At 51.8% G+C, this 16,961-nt stretch carries 21 protein-coding genes; 19 read left to right on the forward strand and 2 right to left on the reverse strand.

Features of this window, described 5'->3' with window-relative positions; all coding sequences use genetic code 11:
• Nucleotides 1–99 precede the first annotated feature (99 nt).
• From ACKWMY_RS23740 to ACKWMY_RS23770, 7 genes are all read left to right on the forward strand, one after another.
• On the forward strand, nt 100–861 hold the full coding sequence (locus ACKWMY_RS23740) for a fimbria/pilus periplasmic chaperone (protein ID WP_199063393.1): 762 nt from the start codon (nt 100–102) through the stop codon (nt 859–861).
• A gap of 75 nt (nt 862–936) precedes the next feature.
• On the forward strand, nt 937–1,539 hold the full coding sequence (locus tag ACKWMY_RS23745) for a fimbrial protein (protein WP_081375849.1): 603 nt from the start codon (nt 937–939) through the stop codon (nt 1,537–1,539).
• A gap of 43 nt (nt 1,540–1,582) precedes the next feature.
• On the forward strand, nt 1,583–2,068 hold the full coding sequence (locus tag ACKWMY_RS23750; protein ID WP_074031628.1) for a fimbrial protein: 486 nt from the start codon (nt 1,583–1,585) through the stop codon (nt 2,066–2,068).
• Nucleotides 2,065–2,553, forward strand: coding sequence for a fimbrial protein (locus ACKWMY_RS23755; protein ID WP_199063392.1), 489 nt, complete (start codon nt 2,065–2,067; stop codon nt 2,551–2,553). Before ACKWMY_RS23750 ends, ACKWMY_RS23755 begins: the two co-directional genes overlap by 4 nt.
• Before the next feature lie 10 nt (nt 2,554–2,563).
• Nucleotides 2,564–3,043, forward strand: coding sequence for a fimbrial protein (locus ACKWMY_RS23760; RefSeq protein ID WP_065687006.1), 480 nt, complete (start codon nt 2,564–2,566; stop codon nt 3,041–3,043).
• A 10-nt stretch (nt 3,044–3,053) separates the two neighbouring features.
• Entirely contained in the window at nt 3,054–3,599 is a 546-nt protein-coding gene (locus ACKWMY_RS23765; protein WP_199063391.1) for a fimbrial protein, read from the forward strand.
• Between the two features lie 52 nt (nt 3,600–3,651).
• Nucleotides 3,652–4,473, forward strand: a complete 822-nt coding sequence (locus ACKWMY_RS23770) for a PapG chaperone-binding domain-containing protein (protein ID WP_409487173.1) — start codon at nt 3,652–3,654, stop codon at nt 4,471–4,473.
• 146 nt (nt 4,474–4,619) lie between these two features.
• Here ACKWMY_RS23770 and ACKWMY_RS23775 read toward each other — a convergent pair whose 3' ends face one another.
• Complete coding sequence (locus ACKWMY_RS23775; protein ID WP_074031633.1) at nt 4,620–5,096, reverse strand: hypothetical protein; 477 nt, start codon at nt 5,094–5,096, stop codon at nt 4,620–4,622.
• The gene (locus ACKWMY_RS23780; protein ID WP_409487174.1) at nt 5,089–5,889 is read right to left on the reverse strand and encodes a transcriptional regulator; all 801 of its coding nucleotides are present in this window, start codon (nt 5,887–5,889) and stop codon (nt 5,089–5,091) included. The genes ACKWMY_RS23775 and ACKWMY_RS23780 overlap by 8 nt, the downstream gene beginning before the upstream one ends.
• A 393-nt stretch (nt 5,890–6,282) precedes the next feature.
• Between ACKWMY_RS23780 and ACKWMY_RS23785 the strand changes: the two genes are divergently transcribed.
• The 12 genes from ACKWMY_RS23785 to ACKWMY_RS23840 all read left to right on the forward strand — a co-directional run bounded on the left by ACKWMY_RS23785 (nt 6,283) and on the right by ACKWMY_RS23840 (nt 16,843).
• Nucleotides 6,283–6,954, forward strand: coding sequence for a helix-turn-helix transcriptional regulator (locus tag ACKWMY_RS23785; RefSeq protein ID WP_199063390.1), 672 nt, complete (start codon nt 6,283–6,285; stop codon nt 6,952–6,954).
• A 160-nt stretch (nt 6,955–7,114) separates the two neighbouring features.
• A complete protein-coding gene (locus tag ACKWMY_RS23790) occupies nt 7,115–7,654 on the forward strand; it encodes a fimbrial protein (RefSeq protein ID WP_074031636.1) in 540 nt (179 codons plus the stop codon).
• A gap of 41 nt (nt 7,655–7,695) precedes the next feature.
• The gene (locus tag ACKWMY_RS23795; protein ID WP_233169615.1) at nt 7,696–8,274 is read left to right on the forward strand and encodes a fimbrial protein; all 579 of its coding nucleotides are present in this window, start codon (nt 7,696–7,698) and stop codon (nt 8,272–8,274) included.
• Between the two features lie 18 nt (nt 8,275–8,292).
• A complete protein-coding gene (locus ACKWMY_RS23800; RefSeq protein WP_074031637.1) occupies nt 8,293–10,827 on the forward strand; it encodes an outer membrane usher protein in 2,535 nt (844 codons plus the stop codon).
• Between the two features lie 14 nt (nt 10,828–10,841).
• On the forward strand, nt 10,842–11,597 hold the full coding sequence (locus tag ACKWMY_RS23805; protein WP_309046888.1) for a fimbria/pilus periplasmic chaperone: 756 nt from the start codon (nt 10,842–10,844) through the stop codon (nt 11,595–11,597).
• Nucleotides 11,598–11,671: 74 nt separating this feature from the next.
• Nucleotides 11,672–12,106, forward strand: a complete 435-nt coding sequence (locus tag ACKWMY_RS23810; protein WP_098931726.1) for a fimbrial protein — start codon at nt 11,672–11,674, stop codon at nt 12,104–12,106.
• A 14-nt stretch (nt 12,107–12,120) separates the two neighbouring features.
• Nucleotides 12,121–12,603, forward strand: a complete 483-nt coding sequence (locus tag ACKWMY_RS23815; protein ID WP_226906619.1) for a fimbrial protein — start codon at nt 12,121–12,123, stop codon at nt 12,601–12,603.
• 9 nt (nt 12,604–12,612) lie between these two features.
• Nucleotides 12,613–13,143 carry a fimbrial protein gene (locus tag ACKWMY_RS23820; protein WP_409487175.1) on the forward strand — a complete coding sequence of 177 codons (531 nt, stop codon included), beginning with the start codon at nt 12,613–12,615 and terminating at the stop codon, nt 13,141–13,143.
• A gap of 445 nt (nt 13,144–13,588) precedes the next feature.
• Nucleotides 13,589–14,005: a hypothetical protein gene (locus tag ACKWMY_RS23825; protein ID WP_409487176.1), complete on the forward strand. Its 417-nt coding sequence runs from the start codon at nt 13,589–13,591 to the stop codon at nt 14,003–14,005.
• A 591-nt stretch (nt 14,006–14,596) separates the two neighbouring features.
• Complete coding sequence (locus ACKWMY_RS23830) at nt 14,597–15,268, forward strand: tyrosine-type DNA invertase (RefSeq protein WP_081375852.1); 672 nt, start codon at nt 14,597–14,599, stop codon at nt 15,266–15,268.
• A gap of 405 nt (nt 15,269–15,673) precedes the next feature.
• On the forward strand, nt 15,674–16,222 hold the full coding sequence (fimA, locus tag ACKWMY_RS23835; protein ID WP_024530428.1) for a type 1 fimbrial major subunit FimA: 549 nt from the start codon (nt 15,674–15,676) through the stop codon (nt 16,220–16,222).
• 78 nt (nt 16,223–16,300) lie between these two features.
• A complete protein-coding gene (locus ACKWMY_RS23840; protein WP_065686984.1) occupies nt 16,301–16,843 on the forward strand; it encodes a fimbrial protein in 543 nt (180 codons plus the stop codon).
• The last annotated feature ends 118 nt before the right edge of the window (nt 16,844–16,961 follow it).

Genomic DNA, 16,961 nt, shown 5'->3' on the forward strand with positions numbered 1-16,961 from the left:
GCAGCGAAGTAAACCCATTGAACAGTCAAGGGCGTCATCGTCCGCAGGCTTTTGAGCCTGCCGAGATGACGTCCGATAGGAAGAATATAGGTAATGATGATGAAAAGATTTTTTGTGATGAGCCTGTTGGCAGGAGCCGCATTAACCACATTGGCTCCGTCTGCGCAGGCGGCCATTTCGCTGGATCGGACCCGCGTGGTATTCCCGGGGAATGAGAAGTCTGTGAGCCTGACCGTACGCAACCAGAACCCGGAACTGCCATACCTGGCTCAGGGGTGGCTGGAGGATGCCCACGGCACCAAGCTGGAAGGAAACAGTGCGTTTACCGTGTTGCCACCGGTACAGCGTGTCGAACCAAAAGGGCAGACGCAGGTGAAAATCCAGGCAACCCCAGGAGCCAACATGTTGCCACAGGATCGCGAATCGCTGTTCTTCTTCAATCTGCGGGAAATCCCGCCGAAAAGTGACAAGTCGAACGTATTGCAGATAGCGCTGCAAACGCGCATCAAGATGTTCTATCGCCCGGCTGCACTAGCCGAAGCGGCAGCCAAACAGCAGGCGACGCCGTATCAGGAGCAACTGACGCTGAGCAAAAAGGGTGATCAATACACCGTCAACAACCCAACGCCGTATTTTGTGACGTTGATTGGCGCCAGCGCCCAGAAAGAAGGCGAAGTGGTGAAAGGTTTTGAACCGGTGATGGTGCCACCAAAGGGCAGCGTCAAACTGGGCGGCAGTGCGGCGGCGTTAGGGGCGACCCCGGTGCTGGTGTATGTCAATGACTACGGCGGTCAACCGGCACTGACCTTCCGCTGCGGGGGTAACAGCTGCCAGGTAGATGAAAGCAAGCGCGACAAATAATCACCCGGCGTCAGTGGTGGTGTTGGGCGATGCCCGGCGGGCATGAACCGGGAAGGAAGAACAAGGAAAACAATCATGGAAAAGAGAAGACTGCCCGGCAAGACGGTAAAGGACTCCGTCCTGAGCGGAATGGTACTGGCAGCCCTGTTTTCCCCGGTGGCGCAGGCTGCTACGGGGGTGATTGACGGTGAGCACGGTGTGCTGCGCGTGTCGGGAGCGTTGACCGAAAGCGCCTGCCGCCTGGAGATGAGCAGCGCCGACCAGTCGGTCGAGTTGGGGGAGGTGGGAACGGGTCGCCTGCAACATGTTGGCGATCGGGGAACGGCGGTGGCAGTACAACTGCGCCTGCAAGACTGCTTGCGCAGCGCTGCCAACAATCGTGACCAGCAGGGCAACCTGACCTGGAGCACCAACCAGCCCGCAGTGTCATTGACCTTTACCGGCGTGCAGGATAGCCACGAGCCCAATCTGTTCCTGGCGCGCGGTGTGGGCGGTATGGGGCTGCGCCTGACGGATGCCTCCCGCCGTGACGTCGTGCCGGGGTTGGCAGGACAACCGCAATTACTGACACCGGGCAGCAACGTGCTGACCTACTACATCGCGCCGGAGCGCACTGGGGCGCCGCTACAAGCGGGCGCGTATCTGGCCCATGTCAACTTCAGGCTGAGCTATGAATAGGTTGGTTTATCGGCTTAAGGGACGCTCCATTCTCAGGAGCCTAATGTGTACTGCCCTCGGTACGGTGGGGGGCTTGGCATTGTGTCTGGCTACGGCACAGGCCAGCAACCAGCTTGCCCTCACCATCAAGGGGATCGTGATGACGGGACCCGCTTGCATAGTGAATGGCAACACCACGATTGACGTGAACTTTGGCTCTGCCTTGCAGACTACCAGCATTGATGGCAACAACTATGCCACGCCGGTGCCGTTTTCCCTGAGCTGTACCGGCAGCACTTCCAGCTTGCGTCTGCGGTTCCAGGGATCGGTCAGCGGCTTTGATTCTGACGTGTTGGCAACCAACTTTACGGATCTGGGGATCAAACTGTTGAAACCGGACAACAGTGCGTTAGCGCTGGGTGAATGGTTTACCTTCAGTTATTCGGCCACACCGCCTGCCATCAGTGCCGTGCCGGTGAAACGGCCGGGGGCCATTTTACCAGGCGGGGTATTCAACAGTACGGCAACGCTGCTGGTGGAGGTGTTATGAAACAGCTCACAGCGTTATGGCCTGTTTTGGCCCTGACGACCGCTTTGGGTAGCGCGTTACCGGCACAGGCCGTGGACGTCAAGTTCACCGGTACCTTGGTGGTGCCACCGCCCTGTGTGATTAACAGCAACAGCGATATTTCAGTGGATTTTGACACCGATATGCTGGCTGGGCGGATAAATGGGGTTAATTACGAAAAGCCTATCACATATACGCTGGACTGCACTGGCGCAACCTCCGCAACGCTGAAACTGCAATTTCAGGGCGGTGGGGCCGGTTTTGATGCCAGCGTGCTCGGTACCAGCAAAGCCAATCTGGGCCTGGAGCTGCGCAGTGACGGCGCCAAGCTGCCGATGAATACCTGGCTCAATTTTACCAACCCGGCTCGCCCTGCACTGACGGCAGTCCCGGTTAAGGCTAAGTCCAGCACCCTGAGCGGGGGAACCTTTACCGCGGCTACCACGCTGTTGGTGGACTATCAGTGAGGGATGAACAATGACGGGTAAAACAGTTTCTCTGGCTATGTTGCTGGGCATGCTGGTGCAGCCAGCACAGGCAGTACAGGTGAACTTTCAGGGCGGCCTGGTGGAGGCACTGCCCTGCACTATCAATAACGGTGAAACGATCGAAGTGGATTTTGGCGATAATCTGGTGATCCGCAATCTTGACGGGGTGCGCTACAGCAAGCCGATTCCTTACCAGATTGATTGCAGTGCGGCAGGGGTGGTTAAGTTGAGTTTCAAGGGGACCCCGAGCAGTTTTGACGCCACTGCCATTCAAACCAATCTGACGGGGTTGGGTATCCGTATTCTGCTTGAGGGTGGCTTACCGTTCCCTTGGCAGAACTCGTATTTTAATAATGTTAACGTGCAATCACTCCCGGGGCTGAGCGCAGTGCCGGTAGCCGATCCGGCGCAGCCACCGGTCCCCGGGGCATTTACTGCCCGTGCCACGTTGCTGGCGGAATATCAATAGGAGCCGCTTGATGAAGCAATGGCAAGAGTTACCACGGATCGGTCTGGCACTGCTGTTGACCTGCCCATTTTTATTCTGCGCACCGGCGCAGGCGGTCGAGAACGTGGAATTCAGAGGGGCGTTGGTAAATGCACCCTGCACCCTGCGCCCAGGTGACGAGGCGATAGAGCTGAATTTTGGCACGCTGGTTAACAAGTTCCTTTACACCAATACGCGTACCCCGAGCCAGACGTTCTCGTTGCATCTGGATGACTGTGATAAGGCGGTGGCAACAGGTGTGAAGTTGACGTTTATGGGCACCGAGAGCACGGCATTGCCAGGGTTGTTGGCGCTGGATGCTGCCAGCGTGGCCCGCGGAGTGGCGGTGGGGATGGAAACGGGGGCTGGCCAGGCGTTGCCGCTCAATATCCAGAGCTCCACCACGCCGCTGACGCAGGGCAATATGGTGATTGCGCTTCAGGCCTATGTGCAGGCAGAACCCGCGGCCAAGGCCAACCAAGGGATAGTGGAAGGGGCATTTACGGCCACGGCGACTTTTGCGCTGGAGTACCAGTAGCAACTGTTCCTCCGCTTAGCTGCCTGCCTATCCTGCAATCGAGACTAACTTTATGTACGACATCGTGAAACGAATGAAATCGCTAATTGCTTTACTCTGCCTGATGGCCAGTCCGTCCAGTTTTGCTGCGTTCGTCATCACCAGCGCGCAATTCGACCAAACAACACAAGAGATGTTTTTCACCTATACCGACGGTGTCGAACAATACGATACAACAAACATCCGTCCGGGCACGACCTCGTTCTTTGACGTGTGTGTGACCAAGAATAATGTTGGATGGAATGCTTATGCCACAGATACCTACTGTGCCTTTAGTTATTCTACTCAAGGCTACGCTAAGAATTACTATTACTGGTCGGATTTCCAAAAGGAATTAATGAAGAGAACGGGGCTAGGATCTGGCGGGAGCTGGAAGGGTAAGGCTAGCAGGATTAATGCGAACACAGGAAATACTCGCACCTGTGTTGTCTATGAAGGTCCTAACAGCACGAACGCGAGGTTGACAACTTCGTGCGTAAATACGAATAACAAACCCTTCACCACCGGGTGCGATATAACCGGGCCCACAGTTCTCGACCACGGGCTGGTGGACGGCACTGCCATAGCTGGGAATACCGCGAGTCTGACGGCGACGATAACTTGCCCGACGCCAGCTAAAGTTGTGATAACTGTCCCCGCGCTCTCGGATAACACCACCAGTTTCGGCAATGGAATACAATCGACTATCACCATCAATGGCTCGAAATTCCCATCGCCAATCACCATTAATGGCTCGGTAAATGTGCAGATTGAATCTACTCTCGCCCCCACGGGGGGGACTGTAAAGGCTGGCGCGTTTAGCGGGTCTGCGGTTGTTGTGGTGGATGTTCTATAAGCACGCCACGGCGATGTCATCACCGGAGGAAAGAGACTCTTTCCTCCGGTTTTTTGATCCCAGCGCTAAAGAGTCGTCTCCACCAAGCGAAACTCGTTAACGTCAAACAGCCCTTTGCTGGTCACCTATCTCCGTATCGCAGCATTTCACTTACGTGCACAGTAAAATGACGGCACCTGCCCGGTAGAAAAAACATACCCTTCTTTGGTAGCAGAGTAAGCGGTGAAGTCGAATTTTAGTCCCGGTTCCAGGTAAAAAAGAGGGAGGTAACGGGCGAGAGCTTTGGTGTCACTGTTGTCGGCCGGTGTGGTCACTGCCGAGATTGACTTAAGGTGATAAACTGTTTTTATCTGACTGAAATCAAAATAGTTTCTTCTGCTTACGCTAGTGGTTTTGTCGCCCTCCTTAAGGGTTCCCTTCAGACTGACGATGCCGTTATTACCTTGGAAGATAAAGTTAACCATGAGGGCCAGCTCCGCATCATCTTTGTGAACCAGCAGCATGGCTTCGCAGCTAAAATGGGTTTGCTGATATTGGCTATAGAGGCGGTATGCCCCCAGCGCGAGCAACAGGAACAACAAAGAGAGTAGTGTAAATACGCCGAACAGTTGGGGCTTATTCATTATGCTGCCACTCCAGATAATATTCAGAAATACAGAGATTCTTTGTCCCTGAAGCAAATGGCCATTCGCAGCGAATTACCGAGGCTCGTGGAACCAATGGGTTGGCGGTAAAGTAGACAACTTCCTGTTTTTTGCAGGTGAAGTTGTTTTGCGCAATAAATTGCATGTAGGACTGCAACGATGTCTGGCCGTTGTCGAGATAGACCGAACACTGCTCTATATTCCCTACGAAGTTAAAATTTGAGAAGAAATTCTTGTTCTCAGAGCTATTCCACGCAGCTAACAGCACAATACCGATACCGAAAGAGAGACTAAGCAATATTGCCCACACATGACGAGGCCGGGAGGATGCTTTTTTATCCACCTTGCTGGGTGTTGACGGTTGGTTTTCCTCCGCAGCAATGGATATTTCTTCGGTAGAGGCTGTACTCATGTCCGGTATTATTCTTGCTACCGGAACTATTGAGGGAATGGTAAGACCCTGGCGGGGCACTGTTTTTATCACTGCTTGCTCATAGCCGGCAAGCTTTAATCCTTTACGTAACATAAGGATGTTTTGGTAAAAGGTATTGTTAGACACCTCTAAGCCATTTTTTTGCCATCCGGCTTCAAACAGGTTCCGCTGCGGAACCAGTTCACCTTGTTGGCTTAATAAAAGCTGAAGGCAGCGTGAGGCTGCGATAAATAGCGTGATTTTCTCACCGTTGACACGAGAGTAAAGCAGGTTTTCCTCAGGCCAGAACTCAACGCTGTCACCGATGAGATAATAATAACCGCGACAATTACTAGTCATTTCGTTTACTTCCTTGTTCAAAATCACGAGCGTTATTAAAACAAAAAATAACGGATAGCATACAATTTATTAAATGAGATTTTTCTTGTTGATTGCTAATGCATCACCGTTGAACAGCCAGGAACCAGGCTGCTCCTGGTCTTGCGTTATAAAACTTAGCAAGATTTTTCTGATTAGTAAATTGATTAATGTCGATTAATGATCAAATATACCGCTCTAGGCATCTTCTTAAGGTGAGTTGATCTTAAGTAAAATTTTTTACAATGATATGATTTTATTGATTTTTTTATATTACTTAAATGAAATTTCACAGGTTGATATAAATTGATTATGGCATTTTGGAGTCGATCGCTAACATGCATCCAACTTTTCAGCGATAGTGGCGGGAAGCAGATGTACGATAGCCGATATGGATTTGGCGATAAGTTTGGTAGCGTTATGGATGACGGGTACGGTGTGGGTGAATATGATTTCGACTATCATAGTGAAGATATAAGTGAGATTTCATTCCATATCTCCAGCAATAATAGCTACTTTTTACAAGGTATCAGGTGTAGCTTGATTAAGTTGCAGCAACAGCATAGTCATGTTGCCTTTGAGCATTCGATATCGGATGGTTCGGCACGCAGTGCATTGCTGATTAGCGAAATGATACGTGAAAAGAAAAGCCGAACGTTGATGGTAGTGATTGCCAGTACGGCGTTATTGAATATATTGTCGCTAAGCATTGAGCAACGCTACAGAGATCGGGTTGTTTTTATTGCGACCAATGAGTGCTCTAATGCACTGCTGACACAAATTGCCGATTCACCAAATACAACATGGGCAAAACGCGACAAGTTTATCCCTAAAGGGACCTTGGCTGCGTTAAGCAACAGAGAAAAGCGGATTTGCTATTATCTTTTTCGCGGTTACACGCCAAAAATGATCGGTGCGATTTTAGGGATTAATATTAAGACGGTCAGCAGTCACCGCGTGTCCGTTATGAAGAAAATTGGTTGCACCAATAAGATTGGCTTATATAAGACCTTGAGGGTCTATTACGGTACCAGCGTAGAAGGCTGACCGATATAACCAATCTTGAGTGCCGGAAGTATAAAAAATGAAGCGTATTCCTATTGGGTAATGGGCGGTCGCCTCATGTTTTTTGCAGTGCCCAGACCATGTTTGACATGGATGGTTAATTAGTCGTTTATATCAATCAATTTATAAAGGAATAGAAATAATGAAACTGAACAAATTCACAGTTGCCGCAATCGCTTTGGGTTTTGTTTCTGCTGCCAATGCTGCACAGGACGCGGGCCATGGCACAATCGAATTCTACGGTTCCATCATTGATGCACCTTGCTCTATCGCCCCAGGCGATGACAACCAGCGTATCCCGATGGGCCAGATCGCTAACGTGGCACTGAAAGACGGCGGCAAATCTACCCCTGAAAACTTCTACATCCATCTGGAAAACTGTGATGCATCTACCCTTAAAACGGTAACCACCACCTTCACAGGTCCAACTTCTGCGGGTAACGCCGATCTGCTGGGCATCACCGGTACTGCTCGTGGCGCTAGCCTGGCTATCACCGACGGTAGCGGCACGCTGATCAAACTGGGTCAACCAACTGCTCCACAGGGCATCCAGGATCAAACCAACATCCTGAACTTCTCTGCTTACCTGCAGGGCGACATGGGTGTTGACGGTAAAACTGCTGCAGAAATCGTCCCAGGCGACTTCAGCACCACGACGACCTTCACCCTGGCTTATCAGTAAGTTTTAACCGGTCAAGCGGTCACACATGCGGGGAAACCCGCATGTTTATTCTGAAGGTCATGGTGTCGAAGGGAATTAACAGCGTGAACAAAATGGAATATATCGTGGCGAGCTGCCTGCTCAGCACTCTGTTTAGCGTAACCGCAATGGCAGATACGTTTTTGGGACGGGGCCGTGTCGTCATGGAAGGCAGCATTATTGAAACTGCCTGCGCCATTGAGATGAGCAGCCGTGAGCAAGTGATTGAGATGATCACCGTTCCTGCGTCACAAATTGCTCATGATGGGCAAGGTATCGCTAAACCTTTTGTCATTCGCTTAATTAACTGCACCTTGCCACGCTTCGATCCCACGATGCCCGATTGGCAGGCATTCCGCGTGACCTTTGATGGTTTGAAGGATGGTGCCTTGCTGGGTATTGAAGGCGAGGCCCAAGGCGTTGGGCTACAGATCAAAGACCAATCAGGCAACATCGCATTACCCGGCGTAGCTATGCCCCTGGCAGAGTTGAGCTCCGGAGATAAGCTGCTGCAATACACCGTAAACCTGTTGCCGAATCACCAAATACTGCGAGCCGGTGAGTACCGTTCCACCGTGCGTTTCAAAATGGATTATTACTGATAAACGGAATTTTTATCGATGGCCAAACCTGTTGCGAATTCTACTTTCCGGCTGCGCGGATTGTGGGTCTGTATTGCTCTATCGCTGGGAAGCCCGGTTTATCTTACGCATGCCGCAGAGGATATCCAGTTCAATACCGATGTGTTGGATATTAAAGATCGGGAGAATCTCGATCTCAGTCATTTCTCCCGTGGCGGCTATATTATGCCAGGGACTTACACCATGGCGGTGTTTCTCAACCGGCAGCAAATAGCGGAGCGTTCAATCACCTTCGCGCCATCTAAAGCAGATCCTAAAAGCAGCGAACCTTGCCTGACGCCTGAATTGATAGAGCTGTTTGGCCTGAGAGACAGCGTGCTCAAGGACATTGTCTGGGAAGACGATGGGCAGTGTATCGATCTGCAAAGCATTCCAGGATTGACGGTTCAGGGCGACCTGGCGACTTCGTCCCTGCAGCTCAGCGTGCCACAAGCCTATCTTGAATACAGTTCTGAAAATTGGGATCCGCCTTCCCGTTGGGACAACGGCATTACCGGTGCGTTGTTTGACTATAACCTGAACTTCCTGACCACGCGCCAGCAGCACCAGGATCAGGCCTATAGCCTGAGTGGTAATGGGACCACCGGGGCCAACTTTGGCCCTTGGCGTCTGCGCGCGGATTGGCAGTTGCAGATGCGGAATCAGTCTGGCACCAACGGCGAAAATAGCCTGGATTGGAGCCGTTATTACGCCTATCGCGCCTTGCCCAAGCTGCTTGCCCGCCTGACGCTCGGGGAGAATTTTCTCAATTCAGATATTTTCGACAGCTTCCGCTTCACCGGCGTTACGCTCAATACCGATGACAACATGCTGCCACCTAACCTGCGCGGCTATGCCCCGGAAGTGAGTGGCGTTGCCAAAAGCAATGCCAAGGTGACTATTAGCCAACAGGGCCGGGTGTTGTATGAAACTCAGGTCGCGCCAGGCCCGTACCGCATTCAGGATTTGAATGATGCGGTTTCCGGCCAACTGCAGGTTCGCGTCGAGGAACAGGATGGCAGCGTGCAGGAGTTCGCCGTAAACACCGCCAGCATCCCCTATCTGACCCGTCCAGGTTCGCTGCGCTATAAACTCGCGGCAGGCCGACCGACCGATTGGAAACATAACGTCACCGGGCCACTGTTCTCCACCGGCGAGTTCTCCTGGGGGGTTAGCAACGGCTGGTCACTGTACGGTGGCGGCGTGGGGAGCGACGACTATAACGCGTTGGCGTTGGGGGTTGGCCGCGATCTGATGATGCTGGGCGCACTGTCGTTCGATGTCACCCAATCCCGGGCTAATTTGCCGCAGGAAAGCTCGTTGTTTGGTAACTCTTACCGCCTCAGTTATTCCAAACGTTTTGACGATTATGACAGCCAGGTGACGTTCGCTGGCTATCGCTTCTCCGAACGCAATTTTATGAACATGAGTGAATTTTTGGATGCACGGACTACTGGTACCCGCACCCAGAGCAGCAAGGAGATGTACACCGTTACGTTCAATAAGCAGTTTGTCGAGCTGGGCCTGAGCACTTTTATCAATTACAGCCACCAGACCTATTGGAACGACAGTGCCAACGATCATTACAACCTGTCGCTGGCGAGATACTTCGATCTGGGCAAGTTCAAGGATCTTAACCTCTCGTTGACCGCCTATCGCAACAAATTTAACGGCACCAACGACGACGGCATGTATCTGGCGGTCACCATTCCCTGGGGCCACTCTGGTTCCATCAGTTACAGCGGGTCATGGGATCGCAATGAAAATACTCACCAGGTGGGCTATTTCGGCCGCGTGAATGATGCCGACTCCTATCAGATCAGTGCAGGTAGTGCCCGCCAAGGCGCGGTTGCCAGCGGTTACTACACCCACTTGGGCAACGACGCGCAGGTGAGTGCCAACGCGGGTTATCAAGCCGGGCGCTCCAGTTCCATGGGCCTGTTGTTGCAAGGTGGGGTGACGGCGACCGGGGAGGGCGTGGCCATGCATCGGATTGGCATGCCTGGCGGAACGCGCATTTTATTGGATACCGATGGAGTCGCAGGCGTTCCTGTGCGCGGCTATGGTGCCACCACCTTATCCAACCGCTTTGGTAAAGCCGTGGTGTCCGATCTCAACAGCTACTACCGCAACCAGGTCAGCATCGATCTGAACGCGCTGGATGACAAGACCGAAGCGCTCAGCTCTGTGCAGCAAGCGACATTGACCGAAGGGGCGATTGGTTTACGGCGTTTTGAAGTGGTGGCTGGTGAAAAAGCGATGGCGGTGGTTCGTCTGGCTGATGGGTCATCACCGCCTTTCGGTGCCACGGTACAAAATAGCAAGAAACGGGACGTCGGCATTATCAACGATGACGGCAGCGTCTATCTGAGCGGCATACAACCCGGCGCCAAGATGACCACCAACTGGAATGGCATCACCCAGTGCGAAATAACGCTGCCAACGCATATCCCACAACATGGGACACAGAATTTACTGCTGCCTTGTCGGCCAATCGCCGCAGGGGAAAATCCGGAAACGGAAAACAGAAGCTGAACGGAAAAAGACTGATGAAATTAACGACCACACATTTATTAACCGCTGGCGCACTGCTGCTGGCCATCTTTACCTCGCAGGCCAATGCGGCGATTGCCCTGGATCGTACCCGGGTGATTTATAACGCTTCCAGCAAGTCTGTCAGCATGAACGTCAGCAATGAAAACAAGCATCTGCCTTATCTGGCCCAAGGATGGATTGAGGATGAGCAGGGCAATAAGATCACCAGCCCGCTGATCGTTCTGCCTCCGGTGCAGCGTATTGAGTCTGGTGCCAAAAGCCAGGTGAAAGTGCAGGGGCTGCCTGCTTTGCAGCAACTACCACAGGATCGTGAATCGCTGTTTTATTTCAACCTGCGTGAAATTCCACCGCGCAGCGACAAGCCGAACACGCTGCAAATTGCATTGCAGACACGCATTAAACTGTTCTACCGCCCGCAGGCGATTGAACCGACCAAGGAACAGATGAGTACGCCGTGGCAGGAAAAAATGACGCTGACGCGCCAAGGCGATCGCTATGTGGTCAACAACCCGACGCCGTATTACATCACCATCGTTGAGGCTAGCACCACTAAAGGTGGCCAGAGCGCCAAAGGGTTTGTGCCGTTGATGGTCCCCCCTAAATCCAATGCACCGCTAAGCGCCAGCGTCAGTGCTTTAGGGAGTGCGCCGGTGCTGACCTACGTGAATGACTTCGGTGGCCGCCCAGAACTTATTTTCCGCTGTGCGGGTGATACCTGTCAGGCAGAACCTGGCAAACGTAACTCATAGCCTACGCGCAACAGAGGTGAACTATGCCGTGGAAAACGTCGACGGGATTTGCAGGTTTGATACTGGTTTTGGGCATGTCATCAGCGGTTGCTGCGACGTCCAACCTGACTATCTCGGGCAATATTTTACTGCCGCCGCCCTGCGTGATTAACGGGGATCAAACCATCACGGTGGATTTTACCAACGAGGTGATGACGACCCGGGTTGATGGTATCAACTACCGCCAGCCGGTGCCTTACACATTGGAATGCTCGGCAGGCAACACCAACGCGTTAAAAATGCAGATCCAGGGCATGGACGCCGGTTTTGCCGGTGCTCTGCAAACCTCGAAAGGCGATTTGGGGATTGCCTTATCGAGTGACAGCCAGGCAATGCCAGTGAATAGCTGGCTGAATTTCACGTTGCCGGATCAGCCAAAGCTGTTTGCCACTTTAGTGAAGCGCCCAGGGACCACCCTGACCGCTGGCTACTTTACGTCGGCAGCCACCATGGTGGTCGACTACCAGTGAAACGGGAGAAAGGAATGAGATCGGTTGCAGGGATGTCACTATTGCTATCGTTTGCTCTGCTGGCCATAAGCCCGTCGCAAGCGGCGGAAAACATGAGCTTTAGCGGTACGTTGATTGAGCCACCTCCTTGTCTGGTGAACAACGACAAAGACATTGATGTGCCTTTTGACCGGATCGGCGTCAAGAGCGTGGATGGGGTGAAGCACCGCCGACAGGTTGATTACGTGCTGGACTGTACTGCGGGGCCTGCCTGGAGCATGGTGCTGACGCTGCTCGGCCCGGTCGCCGCCTTTGAGCCGGCTACGCTGCAGACCAATATTGCCAATCTGGGCATCAAAATTTACCAGAACGGCGAGCCGTTTGAGCTCGGTACGCCTATCGCTGTTGACCCGCTCAATCCACCGTTGTTAGAAGCTGTACCGGTTAAAAAACCGGGCACCGAACTGACAGAAGGGACGTTTGAAGTTACGGCAACGCTGCTTGCGGATTACCAATAAGGAGCTGATATGCGGCAAATACTGAGATATCTCTGTGCCACCGTCGCTCTGCTTTGTCTGAGTCAGGGCATTCAGGCGGCAAACATGCGTTTACATGGCACGCTGGTGGCGGAACCTTGCATCATCCCGCCGGGTGAGGAAACCGTCCAACTGGATTTTGGTACGGTGATCGACAAACAGCTGTATCACAATCAAAGAACTACCAGTTGGGAATTCAAACTGCACCTGAGCAACTGCGATCTGACGCTAGGCAAATCGGTGCAGGTCACGTTCACCGGAGTGGAAAATCCCGCCTTGCCGGGATTACTGGCGCTGGATGCCTCCAGCCAGGCATCGGGCATTGGTATTGGTATTGAGTCAGAAAATGGCGCTCCTTTGCCATTGAACCAGTTAGGCCCCTATCGCTACCCGTTAGCGGCAGGGGACAACTATCTGCGCATGATGGCCTATGTGCAAGGTGAGCCAGACGCGATTACCAACCGAACCATTAATCGTGGTCCTTTCAGTGCCAGCATGACCTTTGCATTGACCTATGACTAAGGGCTGACGCCGCTAGGCCTCTGTGAAGAGGCTAATCAGCAATAGCGCAGAGCAATAAGGAACAGAGATGAAGTTAATAGGGACAACACTGCTTAAAAAAACGGCCGTGATTATCGGCCTGATGATGCCCGTATATGGTCACGCTCTCGGGATCGATGTGAGCTGGACGGGGCCAAAGCAATTAACCATTAGTGCCCAACCTGATGGGATCGGTGGATCCACCACTACATGTAGAACCGGCACTACAGTTAACTTTTACGCTATATTGGGTACCAGTACGGGGATGTACCAACGCTTTCTTGTGTCAGCTAGGGGAGTGGCAAGTGGCAACTGTAGTGAGGTTTTGGCATCAATACTCCCTTTCACGTATACATTGCAAGGCGATGAAAAGTATTTCTTCGGACTGGGTAAAGAAATTGGCAAACGTCCTGCTGATGGTCCGTCTATGAACGTTTCTCTCGACCATGGTAGTGGAACCGGTGACGCCTGGAAACCTCAGCCACCGCCAGGTCCCGCCTGTTCACTGGTAGGCACTTCGGTAGACATCAGCTATGGGGATATTCAGGCCGATAGTGTGCCAGGATTGAAAAAAACCTCGGACTTGTACATTAAATGCACTTCCAGCGCCACGGTTAAAGTCACGCTGGTCGGCTACACCTCTAGCGGTATCAAGCTGCGTACGGATGGTTCACTGGCGGCGGATGTGCTTGTGCGTGACCAGCCAGCCAATGTCGGCAGCCTTGAAAAGATCGCGGCCAACCAAACGATAGCCGTGCCTATCTCTTCGGTATTGAAGGTTAACGGTAATCTGGCGGGGGGGGCTTTCCGCGGCTCGGCAGTGATTAATGTGGATATTCTTTAACGTTCTCCCCTGAAGACGTCAGTCTGCGTTTTGCAGGCTGACATCCCCAGCCGTTTCCGACCTGTTCCACGATCGCCTAGCGGGCAGTTTTTTATTACCGGTTGTCTGCCTTCCCTTTATCTGAACTTCTCAATCAATAAACCCTGTGCACGTCATTAGCGAATGTATTACCGCTAAGGTTATGTGACATTCTGGACGGTTAAAAATAACATGATGAACAATTGATTAGCAAAATAGCGTGACGGCATTTTCATCTTATTACAAAATTTAAAATACTATTCGATTAATTACTGTCTAGCATAGTGATTAGGAAAAATCCTCACTTTGGCGGTGGGCGGCAGGCCAGCGCTGGCTTTGCTTACAAAACGCACTTTTGGTGAGATAAATCTTATATTTGTAGGGGGTGGAAAATAAACCTTTAAATTTTTAGGGTCTTGTCGTGTTAACAGTTTTAGTTGTCTGGCGCTTAATGCTATTTTTTATTTGGTAATCCTTCATCACAATAGGCTATGCTTTAAACAATCTGTCAGCGACAGATTTTATTAATTCTTGAGCGAGTAATATCCAGCATAATTGCAATAGGAGTTTTTTGTGGCACAACGTAAATTTCTCACTCTCACCGAAGTTAACAACCTGATGAGTGCTGCCCGGAATAAACAGACCGGGGTACGGGACAGTTGCCTGATCCTGCTTGCCTTCCGCCACGGGTTTCGTATCAGCGAGTTGTTGAACTTGCGTTATCACGACCTGGAAATGATTGAAGGACGGATAAATATACGCCGGCTTAAGAATGGATTCTCTACCGTTCATCCTCTGATGAGTGATGAATGCAAGGCGATTAGGGAGTGGAACCAGGTCAGGGCACAGTGGAAGCCTGCCGTGGATCCAGAGATTGTTTTTATCTCTCAGCGTGGCACCCAGCTATCGCGCGGTCAGGCCTGGCGCATTATCCGTCAGGCTGGGGAACTGGCGGGCACCGCTACCCATACGCATCCCCATATGCTGCGCCATGCCTGCGGCTATGAATTGGCGGAAAGGGGCACGGATACTCGCTTGATTCAGGATTATCTGGGGCATCGTAACATCAGGCATACCGTGCGTTATACCGCCAGCAACGCGGCGCGCTTTGTCGGGATGTGGGATCGTAATGGATTGGTTATAAAGGATTTATTGGTAAATAATCAGGCGCAAGATGGAACAATTGGGGCTAAACTGTTCCTAATTCTTCAACGTTCGGTAAGATTTTGCAATACCTCATGTTAGAATATTCCTGAATTACGTTTTATCATAATGATAAGTAAGCTTATTTTTTTATCTCATCAGAACAGTCTCTTCCCCTCCCGCAATTTTGTCATGGTATAAATTCTCTGCTGTTAATCGAAAATACCACCAGAATCACAATAATACACTTATTGCAAGGCATTTAATATTTTTATTCCTGGTTTTGAATATTAAAAATAGTCAATTAATTCGTAATTTATTAATTTACCGCTTTTTTATATGGTGAGACAAAATAGCCCCAAATGTCTCATGTTGCTGGCGAAAACTGAACGGAATAGGGAGGTCCGGCCGTGAGTAGAAATGAAGTCTGTGCGGTTGCCCGCCAGGGGAATCGACCTCCACACTTTTTCATGGTTATGAAACATTATGTGTTCAAAGGAAAATAGTATGAAAATCAAATCACTGGTTGCTGGTATTGCCGCAGTTCTTTCTCTGGCTGGCGTCGCTAATGCGGCAACGGTTACTACCGTCAACGGTGGCCCTATCCATTTTAAAGGGGAAGTTGTTAATGCGGCTTGTGCCGTGGATGCCGGTTCTATTGGCCAGACAGTGCAATTGGGGCAGGTTAAAACGACTTCACTGGCTACCGCTGGTGATGTTAGCTCCGCTACCGGGTTCAACATCCAACTGAATGATTGTGATTCTACCGTTGCTACCCAGGCAGCTGTCGCTTTCAGCGGCACAGCGGTTAACGCCACCTATCCTACTGCGCTGGCCCTGCAAGGCTCTGCGGCTGGTAATGCAACTAACGTCGGCGTTCAGATCCTTGATCGCACCGGTACTGCGTTAGCGGTTGATGGCGCTACCTTCAGTGCGGCTACTACGCTCTCTGATGGCACCGTTATTGTTCCATTCCAGGCTCGTTATATCGCGACCGGCGTAGCCACTGCCGGTATTGCCAACGCTGATGCGACCTTCAAGGTGCAGTATCAGTAAGCTGAATTAGCTTATCAAGGATGATGATTACAGGCCAGGGAGGCCTGATTTTCAGCTACCGGAGGCAAGGAGTGTGCGATGTGGAGAATGGGAGCGGGACTCCTGCTAACCCTGCTGTTGGCGGGGAAGGTCGTTGCTGACGATCGTTGGGAGGAACAACCTCTCGGTGGCCTGATGCGCTTTCAGGGTGAAGTGATCGCTGAAACCTGCTCGGTGGAAGCCGGAGATCGCAACTTGACGGTATCGATGGGGAATATCACCACCGACCGGTTTCGTATGCCTGGCGATGAGGCCGATCCAGTCCCCTTTGATTTACATCTGCAGAACTGCACTACCGCGGTCAGCCGTAACGTGGGGGTCATGTTCCATGGCATGGCAGACAGCAATAATCCGCAGGTGCTTTCTGTTGGTGAAGGGCCAGGTGTCGCCTCTGGCGTAGCCGTGGCGTTGTTCGACGACAGAGGCCGATTTATTCCACTCAATACTGCGCCGCGGTACTGGGTGCCGTTGCAAGAGGGGCCGGTGATCCTGCATTTCGTAGCGAAATACCGCGCCACCGGACAGCCGGTGAACAATGGTTTGGCTAACGCTCAGGCCTGGTTCGCACTGACTTATCAGTAGGCCTTGGCCGCAAGATGAAAAGTAATAGCGCTGCGAATGCTTGGCCCTTGGCCGCGCAGTGTTATGGAAGTCAGATCCTGATGGACGAGGTAAATGTGAGAACAATTTCGAAGGTTGG

Source organism: Serratia sp. J2 (assembly GCF_046269175.1).
Taxonomy (GTDB): Bacteria; Pseudomonadota; Gammaproteobacteria; order Enterobacterales; family Enterobacteriaceae; genus Chania; species Chania fonticola_C.